The organism is Flavobacterium sp. J372 (genome assembly GCF_024699965.1).
In the GTDB taxonomy this organism is placed as follows: domain Bacteria; phylum Bacteroidota; class Bacteroidia; order Flavobacteriales; family Flavobacteriaceae; genus Flavobacterium.
In genome coordinates this window covers 111308-128697 of sequence record NZ_JAJOMZ010000004.1, presented here as the reverse complement: position 1 = coordinate 128697, position 17390 = coordinate 111308, and the positions used below count along the sequence as shown (strand labels likewise).

The 17390-nt window shown below is 42.9% G+C and carries 19 protein-coding genes and 1 tRNA gene; 10 read left to right on the top strand and 10 right to left on the bottom strand.

Annotation, left to right across the window (positions count from 1 at the left end; translation table 11 throughout):
* The first annotated feature begins 23 nt into the window (after positions 1-23).
* Positions 24-1562: a GH3 auxin-responsive promoter family protein gene (locus LRS05_RS01035; protein ID WP_257869215.1), complete on the top strand. Its 1539-nt coding sequence runs from the start codon at positions 24-26 to the stop codon at positions 1560-1562.
* Positions 1563-1601: 39 nt separating this feature from the next.
* Here LRS05_RS01035 and LRS05_RS01030 read toward each other — a convergent pair whose 3' ends face one another.
* A complete protein-coding gene (locus LRS05_RS01030; RefSeq protein WP_257866613.1) occupies positions 1602-1796 on the bottom strand; it encodes a hypothetical protein in 195 nt (64 codons plus the stop codon).
* A gap of 132 nt (positions 1797-1928) precedes the next feature.
* On the opposite strand from LRS05_RS01030, the gene fabD reads away from it, so the two are divergent.
* Together fabD and LRS05_RS01020 are read left to right on the top strand one after the other, a co-directional pair.
* Positions 1929-2810 (top strand): ACP S-malonyltransferase, encoded by an 882-nt coding sequence (gene fabD, locus LRS05_RS01025; protein WP_257866612.1) that lies wholly within the window; start codon positions 1929-1931, stop codon positions 2808-2810.
* A gap of 48 nt (positions 2811-2858) precedes the next feature.
* The gene (locus LRS05_RS01020) at positions 2859-3239 is read left to right on the top strand and encodes a hypothetical protein (protein WP_257866611.1); all 381 of its coding nucleotides are present in this window, start codon (positions 2859-2861) and stop codon (positions 3237-3239) included.
* Positions 3240-3254: 15 nt separating this feature from the next.
* Here LRS05_RS01020 and galE read toward each other — a convergent pair whose 3' ends face one another.
* Both galE and LRS05_RS01010 read right to left on the bottom strand, forming a co-directional pair.
* The gene (galE, locus tag LRS05_RS01015; RefSeq protein ID WP_257866610.1) at positions 3255-4268 is read right to left on the bottom strand and encodes a UDP-glucose 4-epimerase GalE; all 1014 of its coding nucleotides are present in this window, start codon (positions 4266-4268) and stop codon (positions 3255-3257) included.
* Positions 4269-4300: 32 nt separating this feature from the next.
* Positions 4301-5431 (bottom strand): DegT/DnrJ/EryC1/StrS aminotransferase family protein, encoded by a 1131-nt coding sequence (locus tag LRS05_RS01010; protein WP_257866609.1) that lies wholly within the window; start codon positions 5429-5431, stop codon positions 4301-4303.
* A gap of 101 nt (positions 5432-5532) precedes the next feature.
* On the opposite strand from LRS05_RS01010, the gene LRS05_RS01005 reads away from it, so the two are divergent.
* Entirely contained in the window at positions 5533-6765 is a 1233-nt protein-coding gene (locus LRS05_RS01005; RefSeq protein WP_257866608.1) for a 3-deoxy-D-manno-octulosonic acid transferase, read from the top strand.
* Positions 6758-7210: an N-acetyltransferase gene (locus LRS05_RS01000; protein ID WP_257866607.1), complete on the top strand. Its 453-nt coding sequence runs from the start codon at positions 6758-6760 to the stop codon at positions 7208-7210. Before LRS05_RS01005 ends, LRS05_RS01000 begins: the two co-directional genes overlap by 8 nt.
* Positions 7211-7230: 20 nt before the next feature.
* On the opposite strand, the gene LRS05_RS00995 is transcribed toward LRS05_RS01000, so the two are convergent.
* Positions 7231-7665, bottom strand: coding sequence for a carboxymuconolactone decarboxylase family protein (locus LRS05_RS00995; protein ID WP_257866606.1), 435 nt, complete (start codon positions 7663-7665; stop codon positions 7231-7233).
* A gap of 91 nt (positions 7666-7756) precedes the next feature.
* Positions 7757-8329: a Crp/Fnr family transcriptional regulator gene (locus tag LRS05_RS00990; protein ID WP_257866605.1), complete on the bottom strand. Its 573-nt coding sequence runs from the start codon at positions 8327-8329 to the stop codon at positions 7757-7759.
* Positions 8330-8421: 92 nt separating this feature from the next.
* Here LRS05_RS00990 and LRS05_RS00985 point away from each other — a divergent pair, with 92 nt between their 5' ends.
* Positions 8422-10569 (top strand): S46 family peptidase, encoded by a 2148-nt coding sequence (locus tag LRS05_RS00985; protein WP_257866604.1) that lies wholly within the window; start codon positions 8422-8424, stop codon positions 10567-10569.
* A gap of 241 nt (positions 10570-10810) precedes the next feature.
* Positions 10811-11023, top strand: coding sequence for a hypothetical protein (locus LRS05_RS00980; protein WP_257866603.1), 213 nt, complete (start codon positions 10811-10813; stop codon positions 11021-11023).
* A gap of 114 nt (positions 11024-11137) precedes the next feature.
* Here LRS05_RS00980 and LRS05_RS00975 read toward each other — a convergent pair whose 3' ends face one another.
* The 3 genes from LRS05_RS00975 to LRS05_RS00965 are packed head-to-tail and all read right to left on the bottom strand — an operon-like array spanning position 11138 to position 12595.
* On the bottom strand, positions 11138-11311 hold the full coding sequence (locus LRS05_RS00975) for a hypothetical protein (RefSeq protein ID WP_257866602.1): 174 nt from the start codon (positions 11309-11311) through the stop codon (positions 11138-11140).
* Positions 11312-11343: 32 nt separating this feature from the next.
* Positions 11344-11877 (bottom strand): hypothetical protein, encoded by a 534-nt coding sequence (locus LRS05_RS00970; RefSeq protein ID WP_257866601.1) that lies wholly within the window; start codon positions 11875-11877, stop codon positions 11344-11346.
* Entirely contained in the window at positions 11867-12595 is a 729-nt protein-coding gene (locus LRS05_RS00965) for a hypothetical protein (protein WP_257866600.1), read from the bottom strand. Before LRS05_RS00965 ends, LRS05_RS00970 begins: the two co-directional genes overlap by 11 nt.
* 107 nt (positions 12596-12702) lie before the next feature.
* Here LRS05_RS00965 and pepE point away from each other — a divergent pair, with 107 nt between their 5' ends.
* Positions 12703-13410, top strand: a complete 708-nt coding sequence (gene pepE, locus LRS05_RS00960) for a dipeptidase PepE (protein WP_257866599.1) — start codon at positions 12703-12705, stop codon at positions 13408-13410.
* A 29-nt stretch (positions 13411-13439) separates the two neighbouring features.
* Here pepE and LRS05_RS00955 read toward each other — a convergent pair.
* Positions 13440-13512 (bottom strand) — tRNA-Gly (locus LRS05_RS00955).
* Between the two features lie 113 nt (positions 13513-13625).
* Here LRS05_RS00955 and LRS05_RS00950 point away from each other — a divergent pair.
* Positions 13626-14063, top strand: a complete 438-nt coding sequence (locus LRS05_RS00950) for a GNAT family N-acetyltransferase (protein WP_257866598.1) — start codon at positions 13626-13628, stop codon at positions 14061-14063.
* On the opposite strand, the gene LRS05_RS00945 is transcribed toward LRS05_RS00950, so the two are convergent.
* Positions 14064-14765, bottom strand: a complete 702-nt coding sequence (locus tag LRS05_RS00945; RefSeq protein WP_257866597.1) for a murein L,D-transpeptidase catalytic domain family protein — start codon at positions 14763-14765, stop codon at positions 14064-14066. It lies immediately after the preceding gene.
* Between the two features lie 231 nt (positions 14766-14996).
* On the opposite strand from LRS05_RS00945, the gene LRS05_RS00940 reads away from it, so the two are divergent.
* Positions 14997-17390: a carbohydrate binding family 9 domain-containing protein gene (locus LRS05_RS00940; RefSeq protein WP_257866596.1), complete on the top strand. Its 2394-nt coding sequence runs from the start codon at positions 14997-14999 to the stop codon at positions 17388-17390.

Sequence of the window (17390 nt, the reverse complement as noted above, 5' to 3'; positions counted from 1 at the left end):
TTATAGGCGTAAAGATAATAAATATGGCGTTGGCAATCATCAATTCGATAGCTTCATGGATTCTCAAAAAACGTATCCACCAGATAGAATTGTTTTTGAAATATCCTCATGAGGTGCAGGAAGAATTGCTGCTGAGCCTGTTGCGCACTGCTGAAAATACAGTACAGGGGCGCAAGTACGATTATCCTTCAATTCGCAGTTATGTTTCATTTGCAGAGCGGGTGCCGGTTTCAACTTACGAAGATCTCGAGCCTATGATTGAACAGACCCGCAAGGGTGAGCAAAATGTTTTCTGGCCTACGCAGATTAAATGGTTTGCCAAATCAAGCGGTACTACCAATGCCAAAAGCAAGTTTATACCCGTAAGTTACGAAGCGCTTGAAGATTGCCACTATAAAGCAGGTAAAGACCTTTTGTGCCTGTACCTTAACAATAATGAAGACAGCCAGCTTTTTACGGGTAAGAGCCTGAGGCTTGGTGGAAGCAAGCAGCTGTATGAAGACAATAATACCTTCTTCGGAGACCTTTCGGCAATACTGATTGACAATATGCCTATTTGGGCTGAATTCAGCAGTACGCCGAGCAATAAGGTGTCATTAATGAGTGAGTGGGAAGCTAAGATACCTGCTATCATTAAGGAGACAATGACCGAGAATGTTACCAGTTTTGCAGGTGTACCTTCATGGATGCTGGTGCTGCTGAACAAAATACTGGAAGAAACAGGCAAGTGTGACCTTACCGAAATATGGCCAAATGTTGAGGTGTATTTTCATGGGGGCGTAAGTTTTGAGCCTTATAGGCAGCAATACAAAAAGATATTGCCCAAAGCTGACTTTAAGTACTATGAAATTTACAACGCATCGGAAGGTTTCTTTGCTATACAGGATATCAATGGCAGCGATGAACTGTTGCTGATGCTGGATTACGGCATTTTCTACGAGTTTATCCCTATGGATACATTTGGTACACCAGACCAAAAAGTTATACGCCTTGCCGATGTGGAACTAAATAAAAATTACGCTATTGTTATTACTACCAATGCAGGTCTGTGGCGCTACATGATTGGTGATACGGTAAGGTTTACATCCATCAATCCATACCGCATTAAAATTACGGGAAGGACCAAGCACCATATAAATGTTTTTGGTGAAGAGTTGATGGTGGAAAATACCGATAAAGCTTTGGCAAAGGCATGTGCCATCCATAATTGCGAAATTAAAGATTATACTGTGGCTCCTGTTTTTATGGAAGGGCGTGAAAAGGGAGCACACGAGTGGATTGTTGAGTTTGTAACACCTCCCGCCAGCGCGGAAGCATTCAGGCAGTCGCTTGACGAGGCATTGCAGGAAGTAAATTCTGATTATGAAGCCAAACGCTACAACAACATGACGTTGAATCCGCTGGTATTGAATGTTGCGCGGCCCGGCCTTTTTTATGACTGGCTCAAGGCTGAAGATAAACTTGGTGGCCAGCACAAAATACCTCGCCTCAGCAATGAACGCAACTATCTTGAACAACTCAAGAAAATGCAGGCAAACAGCTTATCAGCCGACCTGGCATAAACTTTAACAGCAACATTTTCAATAAAATAGCATTTGGCATTACCTTTGCATAAATAATGGAAACAACTGATTGATGAAGAGGAAATACTTTTTTGCTTTCGGCGCCGCTGTGTTATTATTAGCATCATGCGGGCCTAAAAGGTACGGCTGCAACAAAAGGCGCTGTATTGTAACCACACCAACCGAGCAGGCTGCACCGCAATACTCTGCTACCAGAAACGCATAATTAGTCATATCCGGCTAATATTGAAAGTCCAGACATCTAATGCCTGGACTTTTTTTATGTCTCAATCTAAATGTTATCGCAAAATCATCTCCTGCTGGAAAAAAACCTATTTTTGTTTTCCGAACTAAACACCAAAACAAATGAAAGCATATGTATTCCCAGGGCAGGGCGCCCAGTTTACAGGAATGGGCAAAGATCTTTATGATTCATCTGCCACAGCAAAAGAACTTTTTGAAAAAGCTAACGATATATTAGGGTTCCGCATTACAGATATAATGTTTGACGGTACAGCCGACCAGCTAAAGGAAACAAAAGTTACACAACCTGCAGTATTCCTGCATTCGGTTATCCTGGCTCTTACTATGGGCGACAGCTTTAAACCTGATATGGTAGCAGGGCATTCACTGGGCGAATTTTCTGCACTTGTTGCCGCGGGTGCACTAAGCTTTGAAGATGGTCTTAAGCTGGTAAGCCAGCGTGCGCTTGCAATGCAAAAGGCTTGCGAAATAACACCGTCTACTATGGCTGCAGTACTGGGCCTTGAAGATAAGGTTGTTGAAGATGTGTGTGAAGGCGTTGAAGGCATTGTTGTTGCCGCAAACTATAACTGCCCCGGCCAGTTGGTAATTTCAGGCGAGACAACAGCTGTTGAGCTGGCCTGCGAAGCGTTGAAAGCGGCAGGAGCAAAAAGAGCGCTTATACTTCCGGTAGGCGGGGCATTCCACTCACCCATGATGGAGCCTGCCCGTGAAGAGCTTGCTGCAGCCATTGAGCAAACTACTTTTAAAAACCCTGTTTGCCCGGTGTACCAGAATGTGCTGGCAACAGCTGTAAGCGATGCAGATGAAATTAAGAAGAATCTTATCATACAGCTTACAGCGCCGGTAAAATGGACACAAAGCGTGCAAAACATGGTTGCTGACGGCGCTACAGAATTTATTGAAGTTGGCCCGGGTAATGTACTGCAGGGGCTTGTGAAGAAAATTGTTAAAGAAGCGCAGACTTCTGCGGCGGCGATATAATATTTTCACAATTGTAAGGTTATTACATTATAACCAAGCTATTACTTTATGAAAGCGAAACCAATTCTTCTTGGTATATCTGCCTTGGCAGTTGTTGGAATAGTTTTATTAGCTTTTAGCACCGTACCAACACCTGATGACGAAAGCGAATGCCTGGTTGTAAGAGGTATTGTTTCTAATATTTATGAAGGTGGAGTGAAAGATGCCGTATTCAGCATTAAAGGAGAAAAGCGCTTATTTTATATCAATCGCGGATTGGAAAACGGACTTAGCCTTACCAAACTTAAAAATGATCTTGAAGGTAAAGAAGTAACGATAAAATATCCTGATTACTGGGCCTTACTTGATGCCGACGGATCTATAAAGCATATCACACAGCTTGAGCATAACGGCCAAATAATTTATACAGAAATACAAAAGGGACCTTAATCAGGTCCCTTTTTATTAGCTTCTTATTTTTTGTTCCCATTTCCAAGCCGAGGCAAGCGCATCTTCTAGCGTTAATTCTGCCTTCCAGCCTAAAACGTCATTTGCTTTTGTAGTGTCGGCGTATGCTTCAGTTATGTCACCTTCGCGGCGACCAACGATTTTGTAGTTCAAAGGTTTTCCGCTTACTTTTTCAAAAGCTTTTACCACTTCAAGCACAGAATTTCCTTTGCCTGTACCCAAGTTGAATACTTCTACCTTATCGGTATTTTTACTGTCTATCAACCTCTTTAGGGCTGTAACGTGGGCTTTCGCAAGGTCAACCACATGAATGTAGTCGCGTATTGCAGTTCCGTCAGGGGTAGGGTAGTCATCGCCAAAAACAGAAAGTTGTTCACGCAGCCCGATAGCTGTTTGTGTAATGAAAGGGATAAGATTTTGTGGAACTCCAAGTGGCAGTTCTCCGATTTCAACTGACTCGTGAGCCCCAACCGGATTGAAGTACCGCAGCAATATGGCATTGATGCCGCTAACTTTTGCAACATCACTTATTATTTCTTCACCAATCTGTTTAGTATTACCGTATGGAGACATAGCCTGCTGCACAGGGGCATCTTCAGTTATAGGCATTTTTTCCGCCTGGCCGTAAACCGTGCATGAAGAACTGAAAATGAATTGCGCTTTTTCTTTCTTCTGCAATTGCTGCAAAAGGTAGACTAATGCGCTTATGTTATTTTCATAATACAGGAGCGGATTCTCAACACTTTCACCTACCGCTTTAGATGCCGCAAAATGGATAACGCCGGTAATGTCATTGTGTTTTCCAAAAAAATCTTCAACAGATTTTTTGTCCCGAAGGTCCATCTTCTCAAAAATCGGTTTTTTACCTGTAATAGCCGTAATGCCCTCAAGTACTTTTTCCGATGAGTTCGAAAGGTCATCAATGATAACAACATCAAATCCTTCTTTTTGTAGCTCTACCGCTGTGTGCGACCCTATAAAGCCGAGGCCTCCTGTAATTAAAATTTTCATATTGGTGTATTTAGGTGTGGTTTATATGCAAATTATTTCAGGAATTCCAGTATACTGCCGGTGATGAAAGCTATCTGTTCATCATCAAGTTCGGTATGCATTGGCAGGGAAATAACTTCTTTTACCAGTTGGTTTGTAACCGGGAAGTCACTCTCATTGTACCTGCTGTCGGCGTAGGCCTTCTGGCTGTGCAGCGGTATAGGGTAGTAAATAGCACAAGGTATACCTTTCTCAAGCAGGTGCTGCATAAGCCCGTCACGATTAGCGTTCACAATCCTAAGAGTATACTGATGGAATACATGGCTGTCAGTGTCGCCTTTAACAAACGGCGTAACAATGTTAGGATGATTACTCAGTGCATTAGTATATTTTGCTGCTGCTTCCTGCCTGGCTTTATTGTAATTGTCAAGGTGGGGTAGCTTAGCATTAAGCACCGCCGCCTGAATACTATCCAGCCTTGAGTTTACGCCTACAACGTCATGGTGGTAACGCACATACATGCCGTGGTTTACAATGCCGCGGAGGGTGTGTGCCAGTGCATCATCATTAGTGAAGATTGCACCGCCATCGCCATAGCATCCCAGGTTTTTTGATGGGAAAAATGATGTAGAAGCCACATGGCCTATTACACCGGCTTTCTTTTTAGAGCCGTCAGCATATTTATAATTAGCGCCAATAGCCTGTGCATTATCTTCAATTACATAGAGGTTGTGCTCCTTTGCCAGCGCCATGATCTCTTCCATATCGGCGGCCTGCCCGAAAAGGTGTACCGGAACGATAGCTTTTGTTTTTGGGGTGATGGCTTTTTTAATGGCTTCTATCGAAATATTGAAAGTATCCGGCTCAACATCAACCAAAACTGGGGTAAGCTGTAACAAAGCGATCACTTCAACAGTAGCGGCAAAAGTGAAGTCGGCGGTAATAACCTCATCACCGGGCTGAAGGCCAAGGCCCATCATGGCAATCTGCAATGCATCAGTCCCGTTAGCACACGGAATCACATGCTTGCAATCAAGATAGTCTTCAAGGTTTTTTTGAAAAGAATGAACCTGCGGCCCGTTAATATATGTTGTGGTATCCAGCACTTCCTGGATGGAGTTATTTACTGTTTCTTTTATGCTCTCATATTGGCCCTTAAGGTCAACCATCTGTATTTTGTTCATAGTGCACATTGTATTTTGCAATGGCAAAACTACTAATTATATGCGCCGCTCCCAATGAAAATGATTTAAAGTGCGTATTTTAGCACAACAATTCAGCCTGTATGCTTTTTATTTATAACCTGCTGACAATCATGGCGGGGCCAATCCTTAAGATAGCTGCTCTTTTCAGCCCCAAGATGAAACTTTTCGTAGATGGGCGCAAAACTGTACTTCAAACACTGGCGCAGAAGCTGGAACCGGGCGATAAAACGATTTGGTTTCACGCAGCATCGTTAGGAGAATATGAACAAGGGTTGCCCGTGATGGAAGAGATGCGCAGGCTTTACCCAAATCATAAAATTGTGTTAACGTTCTTCTCTCCGTCGGGTTATGAGATACGCAAAAATACCGCTGCCGCAGATGTTGTGGTATACCTTCCGCTGGATACAAAAGCCAATGCAGCCAGATTTGTAAAGGCAGTCAATCCTGAAATGGCTTTTTTCATTAAGTATGAATTCTGGCCGAATTACTTGCATGAGCTAAGAAAATCCGGCACAAATGTATACCTGATTTCAGGGATTTTCCGTGAGAGCCAGGCGTTCTTTAAATGGTATGGCGGTTTTTACAGGGAGGCTTTAAAGACATTCCGTCACTTTTTTGTACAGTATGAAAGTTCGAAAAAATTGCTTCAAAAAATAGGCTTTCAAAACATTACTGTAAGTGGAGATACACGCTACGACCGTGTCAGCAAGATATTGGAACGGGACAATAGCCTGCCTTTTATCGAGGATTTCATCAATGGTAAAACTACTTTCGTGTTTGGCAGCTCATGGCCTAAAGATGAGATGCTTTTCATCGATTTTGTAAATGAAACTAAGGATGTAAAATTCATCATTGCACCGCACGATATAAGTAAAGGCCATGTGTCAGAAATCGTTGCCACCGTCAAAAACAAGTACGTTTTATTTTCTGAAATGGAAGGGAAAAATCTGGCTGAATATGACGTGTTTATTGTTGACACCATCGGCATTCTCGGTAAAATTTACAGCTATGCTGATGTTGCCTATGTAGGCGGAGGTTTCGGTACATCAGGCCTGCATAATATATTGGAACCGGCAGCTTTCGGCGTGCCGATTGTTATCGGTCCGAATCACAAAAAGTTTCCTGAAGCTGCGGCACTTATCCATTTCGGCGGATGCATTGAAGCAAAGGACGGCGAGAACTTGCGATATATACTGGGTGAATTACTACATAACGAGGATTACCGCCGCGAGGCCGGGCACAAAGCCGGGACCTTTGTCAGTATGAACCGCGGGGCTGTAAACAGGATAATTAAACACATCGCCGATGAATAATGTCACTTTCAGGGAAATAGGGCAGGCAGATATTGACACTGTGGTAACCATGATGAAGGATTTTTATTCCATTGATGGTTACCCGATTGATGTTGCCGTATCTAAAGGGCTTATGCATGAGTTTATAGAGAATGAATCGCTGGGACGAGGATGGATTATCCTGAATGATAGCGAGCCTGTCGGCTATGTCATTCTTACTTTTGTTTTCAGTTTTGAATATAAAGGTCGTATTGCTTTCCTTGATGAGCTATATATTGCTTCTTCGCAACGCGGCCAGGGCATTGGCAAACTCGCGCTTGATTGGGTTAATGAGCAGGCGAAGCTGCATTCCGTGAAAATCATTTACCTTGAAGTGGAAGGCCATAATACCATTGCCCAAAAACTTTACTTGTCTAATGGTTACGCCTTTCATAACCGTGGGTTAATGAAGCTCGTGGTAAAGTAATTGGGCAATAGTGAGGTTTATTAAGCAGGCATCATTCCGGTTGAAATAGCGATTCGGTTCCAACTATTTATTGCGACCATTAGGATTATAGCCTGAGCTACATATTTTTCGCCCAGCAGTTCCACAGCTCTCTTAAAGGTTTCATCTTTCACGTGGCCCGATATTTGCGCGACTTCTTCTGCCAAAGCAAGTAATGCCTGTTCTTCCGGAGTAAAGAATGGCGTATCTCGCCACGCGTTAAGCGTGTAAATGCGTTGCTCAGTCTCACCATATTTTCGTGCATCTTTTGTGTGCATGTCAAGGCAAAATGCACAACCATTAATTTGTGACGTGCGTATCTTTATGAGTTCTTTGTGGGTATGGGTGAGTTCGGTTTTGTTAACATAGATTTCTAAACCAACCAGCGCTTTATATCCCTCTGGTTCTACTTCAAAAATTTTCATTCTTTTTTCCATGACTTTGTATAATTTATTGTTTTAAAATTCCTTATACAAATGTCTGCCAGCTGTATCTCAAAAAACTTAAAGTAGTTTAAGAAATGAAGAATTAGTCTTTTTTTGAACGAAGCATGCTTAAAAATTCGGGCGTTATCCCCAGGAAAGATGCCAGCATGTATTGTGGTATGCGCTGTACAAACTCCGGATATTTCTGGCTCATCATCCTGTATTGCTCTTCACCTGTTAGGTTAAAGATATAGTGTATGCGATTCAATTGTGCTGAATAGGCCTTCTCCAACACAAGCCTGAAGTAGCGCTCAAGTTGCGGGATTCTTGCAAACAGCTCATCTTCAAGGTGGCGTTTAAGTACAACAACCTCGGCATTTTCTGTAGCCTGCAAATAGTATTGTGATGGCGCCCCGGTTTTTAGGCTAAAATATTCCGTTATCCACCAGTCTTCAATCCCGAACTGTATTACCTGTTCGTTTCCTTTGGGCGTAATAAGGTATAACCTGAAGCAGCCCTGGTTAATGAAATAGTTTTCGCGGCACACTTCTCCTGCCTCCAGAAGAAATTCTTTTTTCTTTATATCACGTAATTCCAATGCTGACGTAAGAATGGCTTCTTCTTCTGCAGAAATACTTACGTGCTTACGTATATGTGTAACAATCCGGCTGAACATACTACATATTTTTACGAAAGTAACCATTAACTCTTAACCGCCTGCATTCCTGATAAAAATTGTAACTTGCAGCCACAATAATAAACTACATCATGAGAATACTAAGATTACTGGCATTTTTACTTGTTTTTACTACAGTTTCCGCACAGCAGGGCGGTATGTGGATACCCTCTTTGCTTAAGGGAATGAATGAAAAAGAAATGAAAAGCCTGGGTATGAAAATGAGCGCGCAGGATATTTATGACGTAAACAAATCAAGCCTTAAAGATGCTGTGCCGCACTTCAATGGCGGCTGTACAAGCGAGGTGATTTCGTCTAAAGGGCTGCTGCTTACCAACCATCACTGCGGTTATGGAGAGATACAGGCACACTCTACAGTTGACCATGACTACCTTACCAATGGCTTCTGGGCGATGAGCATGGCTGAAGAACTTCCAAACCCTGATATGGAGGTGACGTTCATTGTAAGGATTGAAGATGTCTCGACCAAAGTGCTTGAAGGCGTGAGCGGATTAACTTCAGAAGCAGACAAGCAAAAGAAAATACAGGAAAATATCACGAAACTCACAGCTTCCCTGCCGAAAGAATCCTGGCAGGAAAATAAGATACGTACATTTTACGAAGGAAACCAGTACATGCTTTTTGTGACAGAAACGTATAAAGACGTTCGCCTGGTAGGTGCACCACCATCATCAATAGGTAAATTCGGTAGCGACACCGATAACTGGGTTTGGCCACGCCACACAGGCGATTTCTCGCTTTTCCGAATCTATGCCGGCAAAGACAATAAACCAGCTGCATATTCAAAAGACAACGTTCCGTATACGCCGAAGCATTTCTTCCCGGTATCTATCGGTGGCGTGAAAGAAAACGACTTTACACTGGTTTTTGGCTATCCTGGCCGCACAACCGAGTACCTGCCCGCGGTTGCCGTTGAGCAGATTGTGAACAGCCTTAACCCGGCCAAAATTGAAGTTCGTGATGCAGCCCTTAAGGTGGCAGACGGCTTTATGCGGAAAGACAACGCAATCAAAATTCAATATGCTGCCAAATATGCAAGCATTGCCAATTATTGGAAAAAGTGGATAGGTGAGTCGCAAGGGCTTAAAAAGACCAATGCAGTGGCAATAAAACGCAGCTATGAGAAAGATTTTGCCAACTGGGTAAACAAGGCCGGCAAGCAGGAAGAGTATGGTAATATTCTCCCTGAATTTGAGAAGGTGTACAAGGAAATTGCGCCGTACGCCCTGGCACGTGATTATTTCACCGAAGTTGTGCTGAGAAATACCGAGTTACTCACAATGGGTTACAGGTTGTATCAGCTTGAGCAGGTGTACAATGCCCGTGGCGAACAGGCGTTTACCGACAGGCGGAACAACCTTGTGCCAGCCATGGCCGATGTTTACAAAGATTTCAATAAAACAGTTGATGAGAAGGTTTTTGAGCAGCTAATGGCAATTTACGCCACAAAGTCGCCAAAGCAGTTTTTACCTGCAGAAGTGCTTAACCAGGATTACAGCAAGATGGCTGCAGAGATTTACAGTCAGTCACAACTTACCAACTATGCAGGCTTTAAAGAGCTTACTGAAGGCGATGCGAAAACCGTTATCGCAAAACTGAATGCTGATAAAGGCTATAAACTGGTGAAAGCCATGGCTGAAGCGTATGCTAAAAATGTTTCTCCTAAATATGATGAGCTTAACCTGAAGATTACGGCATTGCAGCGCAATTATATGAAAGCTATACTGGAGCTTAGCCCAAAAGATGCGCGCATATTCCCGGATGCTAATAGTACCCTACGTGTAACGTACGGTAAAGTGAAAGGCTACGAGCCGCGTGATGCAACGTACTATGAGCCTGTAACGTATCTTGACGGTGTGATGGAAAAGTATGTTCCGGGTGATTATGAATTTGACGTTCCGCAAAAGCTTATAGACCTCTACAACAAAAAGGATTACGGGCAATATGGAGAAAATGGTAAGATGCCGGTATGTTTCATCGGTACAAACCATACTACAGGCGGTAATTCGGGCAGCCCCGCTATTGATGCAAACGGTAACCTGATAGGATTGAATTTTGACCGTGTTTGGGAAGGGACTATGAGCGATATATATTATGATCCTTCAATATGCCGCAATATAATGGTTGACATGCGTTATGTGCTTTTTATCATAGATAAATATGCCGGTGCAAAGCATTTAGTTGATGAAATGAAGCTGGTTGGCATAAAGAAAAAGTAATAAATAATCGCTGTTAGCTTTGTGTGGTTAAATATAAACTTCATATAAAAGCAAGTTGTGCATAATAACTATGCGGTAAAGGCCTGTAAAAATGAAAGTTAACTGCGAAAACCGATGTATTTAACCTGCTGGATTTCAGTAAGAAATGTTTTAAAAAAAATTTATTGCGAAATATTTTGTGATATCAAAAAATTTATATCTTTGCTCCGAATTAATAATTAACCTTTTATAATTTAGTAAGATGAAAAAAGTTGTTTTAAGCATCGCTCTTGTAGCTATGATGAGTGTTTCTTTTGTTTCTTGCAAGGAAACTGCTAAAGAAGAAACTGTAGAAACTACAGAAACTACAGTTGAAACTCCAGTTGAAGAAGCTGCTCCAGCTGCTGATACTACTGTTGTTGATACTACAGCTACAACTACTACAACTACTACTGAAGCTGCTCCAGCTCACTAATATTTAGTAGTACAAAAGTATCAAAGCTCCGCATTGCGGAGCTTTTGTTTTTATAAATACTCTCTAATATGCTTATATAGTATTTGTTACATATATAAGGGAATGGCATTGAGGTTACTCTTTTTGGTCCGCTAGTAAAGTAAGATATTCCATTGCCTTTTCACCTAATAAATATCCAATAGTTTTGGCATTACCGCCTTTAAGGACTGTTGTAAAATGTTTGTCTTCAGCAAGGAAAAATTTAAAGCCCTGTACATAGTCCGGCGGAATATTAAATTCACTTACCAATACATCATCGCTGTAATAAGATGATAGCGCATCTACAGTATTGTATTTTTTTCAGCTTCAAGGTTTTTCTTCAAAGCTTTCGTCCTTCCGGTAAACATATTAATAATTGGGTCAACCATAAATCCTCCAATCAATTGAGGGTTGAGCGGTGGCGCCATACTGGTAGCAGTTTTCAAGCTTCGTTCTGCGGGAGAATAAGCGTGGCCAACAGGTATTCCTAAAATCGTGGCCAGGTTAAACCCTGTCACAACCACTTCATCAAGCTGTATTTGCATCAAATTCACATAAACACGGTAAGGCTGTTCAATCATCATAGCTGCCGTCAGTGTCATTCTGTACTCCTTAATGCGGATATCAGTAACTACAAGTATATCACCTTGTTGTGCCTGCAATGTAAAACTCCCGTCTTTGCCTGAACGTACTTCTTTTTCATCAGTCAGGTTAACAATGAGAATGCCTTCAACGGGATTTGTACCTGAAAGCACTTTTCCGTTAAATGGCGCGCGCTGTGCTGAGGCAACGGTTGAGAATAAGAGTGTCAATATGAAGATAAGCCTATTTTGCATCAGCAATAATTTCACGGTATTTAACTGAAAGTCCGTCCATGAGAAAGCGTGCCATGGTATCGTTCTTGGCTTTGATCGCTCTTGCAAATTCAGGGTCTTCCACGATATAATATATAAAACCCTGAACGTATTCTTCAGGTATCTTAAACTCGTTTATGATCTGTTCTTCAGTATAAATGTAGTTGATCTTTTCCATCAGGCGTTCTTTCTTTTCTACCTGAACCTCCTTCTTCAGCATTGTTGTGCGGCCACTCATCCAGTTTATCAGCGGGTCAAGCCCCATGGGGTTCATGCGCATGTCACCCGCTGTAGCCAGTTTGCGTTCCGCAGGAGTGTAGCGCCTCTGTCCGGAAGGTACAAGCCCCAGTGCTTCTGAGCTTAGATTTTTATACTGGGTAAGAGTTACCTCGTCAAGCTCACGTACCATAAACTCAAGCTTTACAACCAGGAGGTCGGCATCCAGATTTTCTTTGGTGATTGTTATTTGCTGCGCCACAAAGCTTATTGATGAAAATAACAGTATATCGCCTACAGCCGCCGGAATAGTGAAATACCCACCTTTTATGGTAGCAACTGTAAGGTCTCCGGCGGTTTTGTTGATTACGTAAATACCCTCAAGGTCGTCAATAGAGGATGCCACTTTGCCATTCAGGTTTTTTCGGCCCTGGGCAAAAGTGAGTACAGGTAGTAGCAGCAATAGTAAGGCAAGTCTTTTCAAGCAGTAGTGTATTGGTTGGCATTAGGTTGATAAAATTAAAGAATACCCTTCCAAAAACTGTGCCTCGCCATTCGTAAAACTTGTAACTTTACCTTTTAACCTAACGCATGAAAAAACTGATTATTGCCAGCACCTCAACTTTACACGGCGGCGGCTACCTTGAATATTTGCTGCCGACACTTCAAAAACATTTTGCGGCATGCAAATCATTGCTCTTTATACCTTACGCCAGGCCGGGCGGGATAACGCATGAAGCCTATACTGCAAAAGTGGCCGAAACGTTTAAAACGATAGGAATAACCGTACGCGGAGTACACGAGTTTGACGACCCCGTGGCTGCCGTTGCCGATGCCGAAGCGCTTTTTACAGGCGGAGGCAACACATTTTTGCTGGTGACGCAACTATACAAAACCGGAGTTATGGATGCGCTTAAAAAAGCCGTGAACAGCGGTACGCCGTACCTCGGCAGCAGCGCCGGGAGTAACATTTGCGGGATGACGATGCAGACCACCAACGATATGCCTATAATCTACCCACCGAGTTTTGATACGCTGGGGTTTGTTCCCTTCAATCTTAATCCACATTACCTTGACCCGCAGCCTGGCTCAACCCATATGGGCGAAACACGCGAAACCCGTATAAAGGAGTTTCATGTATTTAACGCACAACCTGTGCTCGGCCTGCGTGAAGGCAGCTGGCTTGAAGTAAATGGTGATGAGATAATCCTTCGTGGCGAGTTGACAGCAAGGCTTTTCAGGCAGGGGCAGGAGCCGGAGGAAGTGGAGGCGGGGAGTGAGTTGGGATGGTTGAAATAAAAAAGCCTCAAACAATGTTTGAGGCTTTGAGCGGAAGACGAGGCTCGAACTCGCGACAACCAGCTTGGAAGGCTGGAGCTCTACCAACTGAGCTACTTCCGCTTTTGTGGATGCAAATATAAGCAATAACTTTTTTTAGTTGCAAGCATTTTTAGCAAAAAAATAAATATATCCCGCAAGCGGTTTGTTTAGAAATCATTAGCTTTATAAAACCTATGATTACCATTAAACAAATTTCATCCCGCGAAACTTTTCCTGTCCGTCATCCTGTACTCCGCCCCGGTAAACCCGTTGAAGCCTGTGTTTTTGACGGTGATGATGATGCCGACACTGTTCATTTCGGCATTTATGAAAACAACGAGCTGGCTGGCGTGTGCTCAGTATTCAATGCCATACATCCTGATTTAGACGAGCTAAGCCAGCTACAATTGCGCGGTATGGCGGTGCTTCCCAACCACCAAAAGAAAGGTTTTGGCGAAAGGCTTGTTGCTGCCGCGGAAGATTATGCAAGAAGGCGCGGCGCAGAGATACTGTGGTTCAATGCACGTGAAATAGCAGTGAAATTCTACGAACGCAATGGCTATAAAATAGAAAACGGCCCGTTCCTCATCGGGACCATTGGGCCGCATTATCTTATGTTTAAATACCTTTAGTTAGGCTGCAAGCAGCTTAGAGCTGTTAAGGTATTTTTGTGTCGGGTGATAAATAAACAGGCAAGACTTGTTCTTTATCAGGTGGATTATTTCTTTGTTCAGCGCATTTGGCAGTGCCGGGCAGCCCAGGCTGCGGCCAATCCTCTGATGCTGTTTTGCAAACGACTCACACACATAATCAGCAGCGTGCATAACAACCGCCCTGCTGCGGGCGTTGCTGTTAAAGCCCGGCTCAAGGCCGTCAAGCTTCATGCTCTCGCCGTGCTTGCCCATGTAAATTTCGCCTGTGGTATAAAACCCAAGGCTGCTCATATTGCTGCTGTTGCTGTTGCTGAATTGTGTTGCAAACTCATTACCGCTGTTACGTCCGTGCGCCACAAGCGTGTTATAAAGCACTTTGTTAGCCTTCATATCGATAATCCAAAGCCTTTTGGTGTTTGACGATTTACTGAAATCAACCAGCGTAAGGATTTCTTTCTTGATCTTACCCTGCGCTTTCAGGATGTTATAACCGTGAACCGCTTTCTCAAACGATTCAAATTCGGGCATCGCAAAAGAGTTTGCGTCAAGAGTGTTGTAAGCAGCCATCTCTGCAGATACTGCTGTAGTTTCAGTTGACGCTGTAGTGTTGTTGGTTGTTATTGCCGGTGTTGTAAATGCAAAGAACAAAAAGAATACTGACGTAAAAAAGTTGTAAACCATTTGGCGTTTAGTAATTTTTAGATTGAAACAGGTGCGCAAAGTAGAAAACAATTTCTAAAAAATAAATTGCAACGCTGTTAAAATCAATAATTTAACATTTCATGTGTAGCGGGCTCTCCGCTACTCCTCTTCATTTTCTTATTAACGTAATTATTAATTTATATTGTACTGTGTCCCAATAAAATCTTAATTATGTTATATATTTGTTATAATGCAATAACAGTGCCAAAAATGAATTTTATTAAGGCTAAGTTCCTGATTTTGTGTTTGTTTCTTTTTGCTATATGCTCAGCCCAAAAGAGGTCACTTACAGCCGTAAAGAATTCTGAAAAGATTAGTATAGATGGTGTAATGAATGAGCCGATATGGGCAACAGCTAACACCGCCACTAACTTTGTAATGTTTGAGCCCGACAACGGCAAACCCGCCGACAGCAGCAGGCAAACCTTTGTAAAAGTGTTGTATGATGATGAGGCAATCTATATCTCTGCCATAATGCTTGACGATCCTGCAACCATTCTCAAAGAGATGGCGCAGCGGGATAACTTCGGGACAGCCGACCATTTCGGTGTTTTTATTAACGGGTTTAATGACGGCCAGCAGGACTTTCGGTTTTTTGTAAGCTCTGCAGGTGTACAAATGGACTGCCTGGCGACACAGGACGGTGAAGATTATTCCTGGGATGCAATATGGTTCAGCGAAACCCGCATAACCGATACCGGTTGGGTTGCCGAGATGAAGATACCCTACGGGGCGCTCCGTTTTTCCGAAAAAGACATTCAGTACTGGGGTATTAATTTCTTTAGGGAAATACGTAAAGATCGTCAGAAATATACATGGAACCCCATTGACCGTAATATAGGCTCATTTATAGTGCAGACGGGATTACTGGAAGGCATCCGAGAGATTGAGCCGCCAACACGGCTTTTCTTCATTCCGTATTCATCATTCTATCTTTCGGATAACAAAAATGAAAAAGCTGAAGCTCAGCTCAAAGGGGGTATGGATATCAAGTACGGTATAAACGATTCGTTTACGCTTGACGCCATATTGGTGCCGGACTTTGGACAGACTGCTTTTGACAATGTGGTACTTAATTTGGGTCCGTTTGAGCAGCAGTTTAATGAAAACCGCCCTTTCTTTACTGAAGGTACGGATATTTTCAATAAAGGGGGATTACTCTATACCCGCAGGATAGGCGGCAGACCTACAGGTGGCGTTGCTTTAGGAGAAAATGAGTCGGTTGTGGAGCGTCCCTCTGCAGTAAACCTGCTTAATGCGATAAAAGTTTCGGGGCGAACTTCTGAAGGGCTGGGCATTGGGGTTATGAATGCCATTACCGAACGAACATATGCTAAGGTGTTTAATGCGGCAACGGGCCAGTTTCGTGATGTAATGGTAGAACCGTTGGTAAACTATAATGTAACAGTATTTGACCAACGCTTCCGTAAGAACTCATCGGTAGCGTTTGTAAATACCAATGTAGTGCGCGACGGCAGTTTTCGCGATGCTAATGTTTCAGCAATAGTATATGACCTGAATACCCGCGCTAATACCTATAATCTTTCGGGCGATATGAAATTCAGCTACCTGAATGATGTGACAGATAAAACCGGCTACAGTTCATTCATCAGTGCCAGCAAAACCAGCGGACGGTACCGATATGGTATATCAAGCTATTATGTTTCAAAAGATTTTGATATCAATGACCTCGGCATCATCTTCACCACAAATTACCATACCATAAGGCCAAGTTTCAGTTACAGGATTCTTAATCCCACAAAGCTTTTTAATACATTTCAATTAAATACAGCTTTTTATAGCGAGTTTCATAATGATGCAGGCAAGATGCAGGCAGGCCGAATCGATTTTAATGTGAACTCTACCACACGTAAAAACGACTACATAGGCTATGGCGTGGAAATCAACCCATTTAAAACATTTGATTTTTACGAGCCGCGCATTACAGGCAGGTATGTGCAGAATCCTCGAAGCGTGTATTCGTTTATTTACTTCTCATCAAACTACAACCGAAAATTTGCCCTAGATGTACAGCCGGAACTTTGGGTAAGCGAGGAAAAAGGCAGGAATTATTACGGGCTGTTGGTTAGTCCGCGCTACAGGTTTAATGATAAATTGCTATTGGTTTACTCATACAATTACGGGCTTGATACCGATAATAAAGGCTGGGTGGCGTTTCAGGATGAAGACATTATCTTTACCCGCCGCGACCGCACCACGGTAACGAACAGCCTTTCGGGCAAATATGCCATTAATAATAAAATGACCATAAATCTCACAGCAAGGCATTACTGGACGTATGGGGAAAACCTGCAATTTCTTACCCTGCAGGATGACGGTACGCTGGCAGCAAACACAACATTTGACGAAAACCGGGACTTCACCTACAACGCATGGAATTTTGACTTGTCATACACATGGTGGTTTGCACCCGGCAGCCAGATATCGGTGCTTTACCGTAACAACGCTGCTACCGATCTTGAGTACGTAAGCACCAACTACGGCAGGAATTTCGAGAACCTCTTCCGCGATAATCTTGCCAGCGTGTTCTCGATAAGCCTGCGTTATTACATAGATTACAACATTGCTAAAAACTGGATTTAA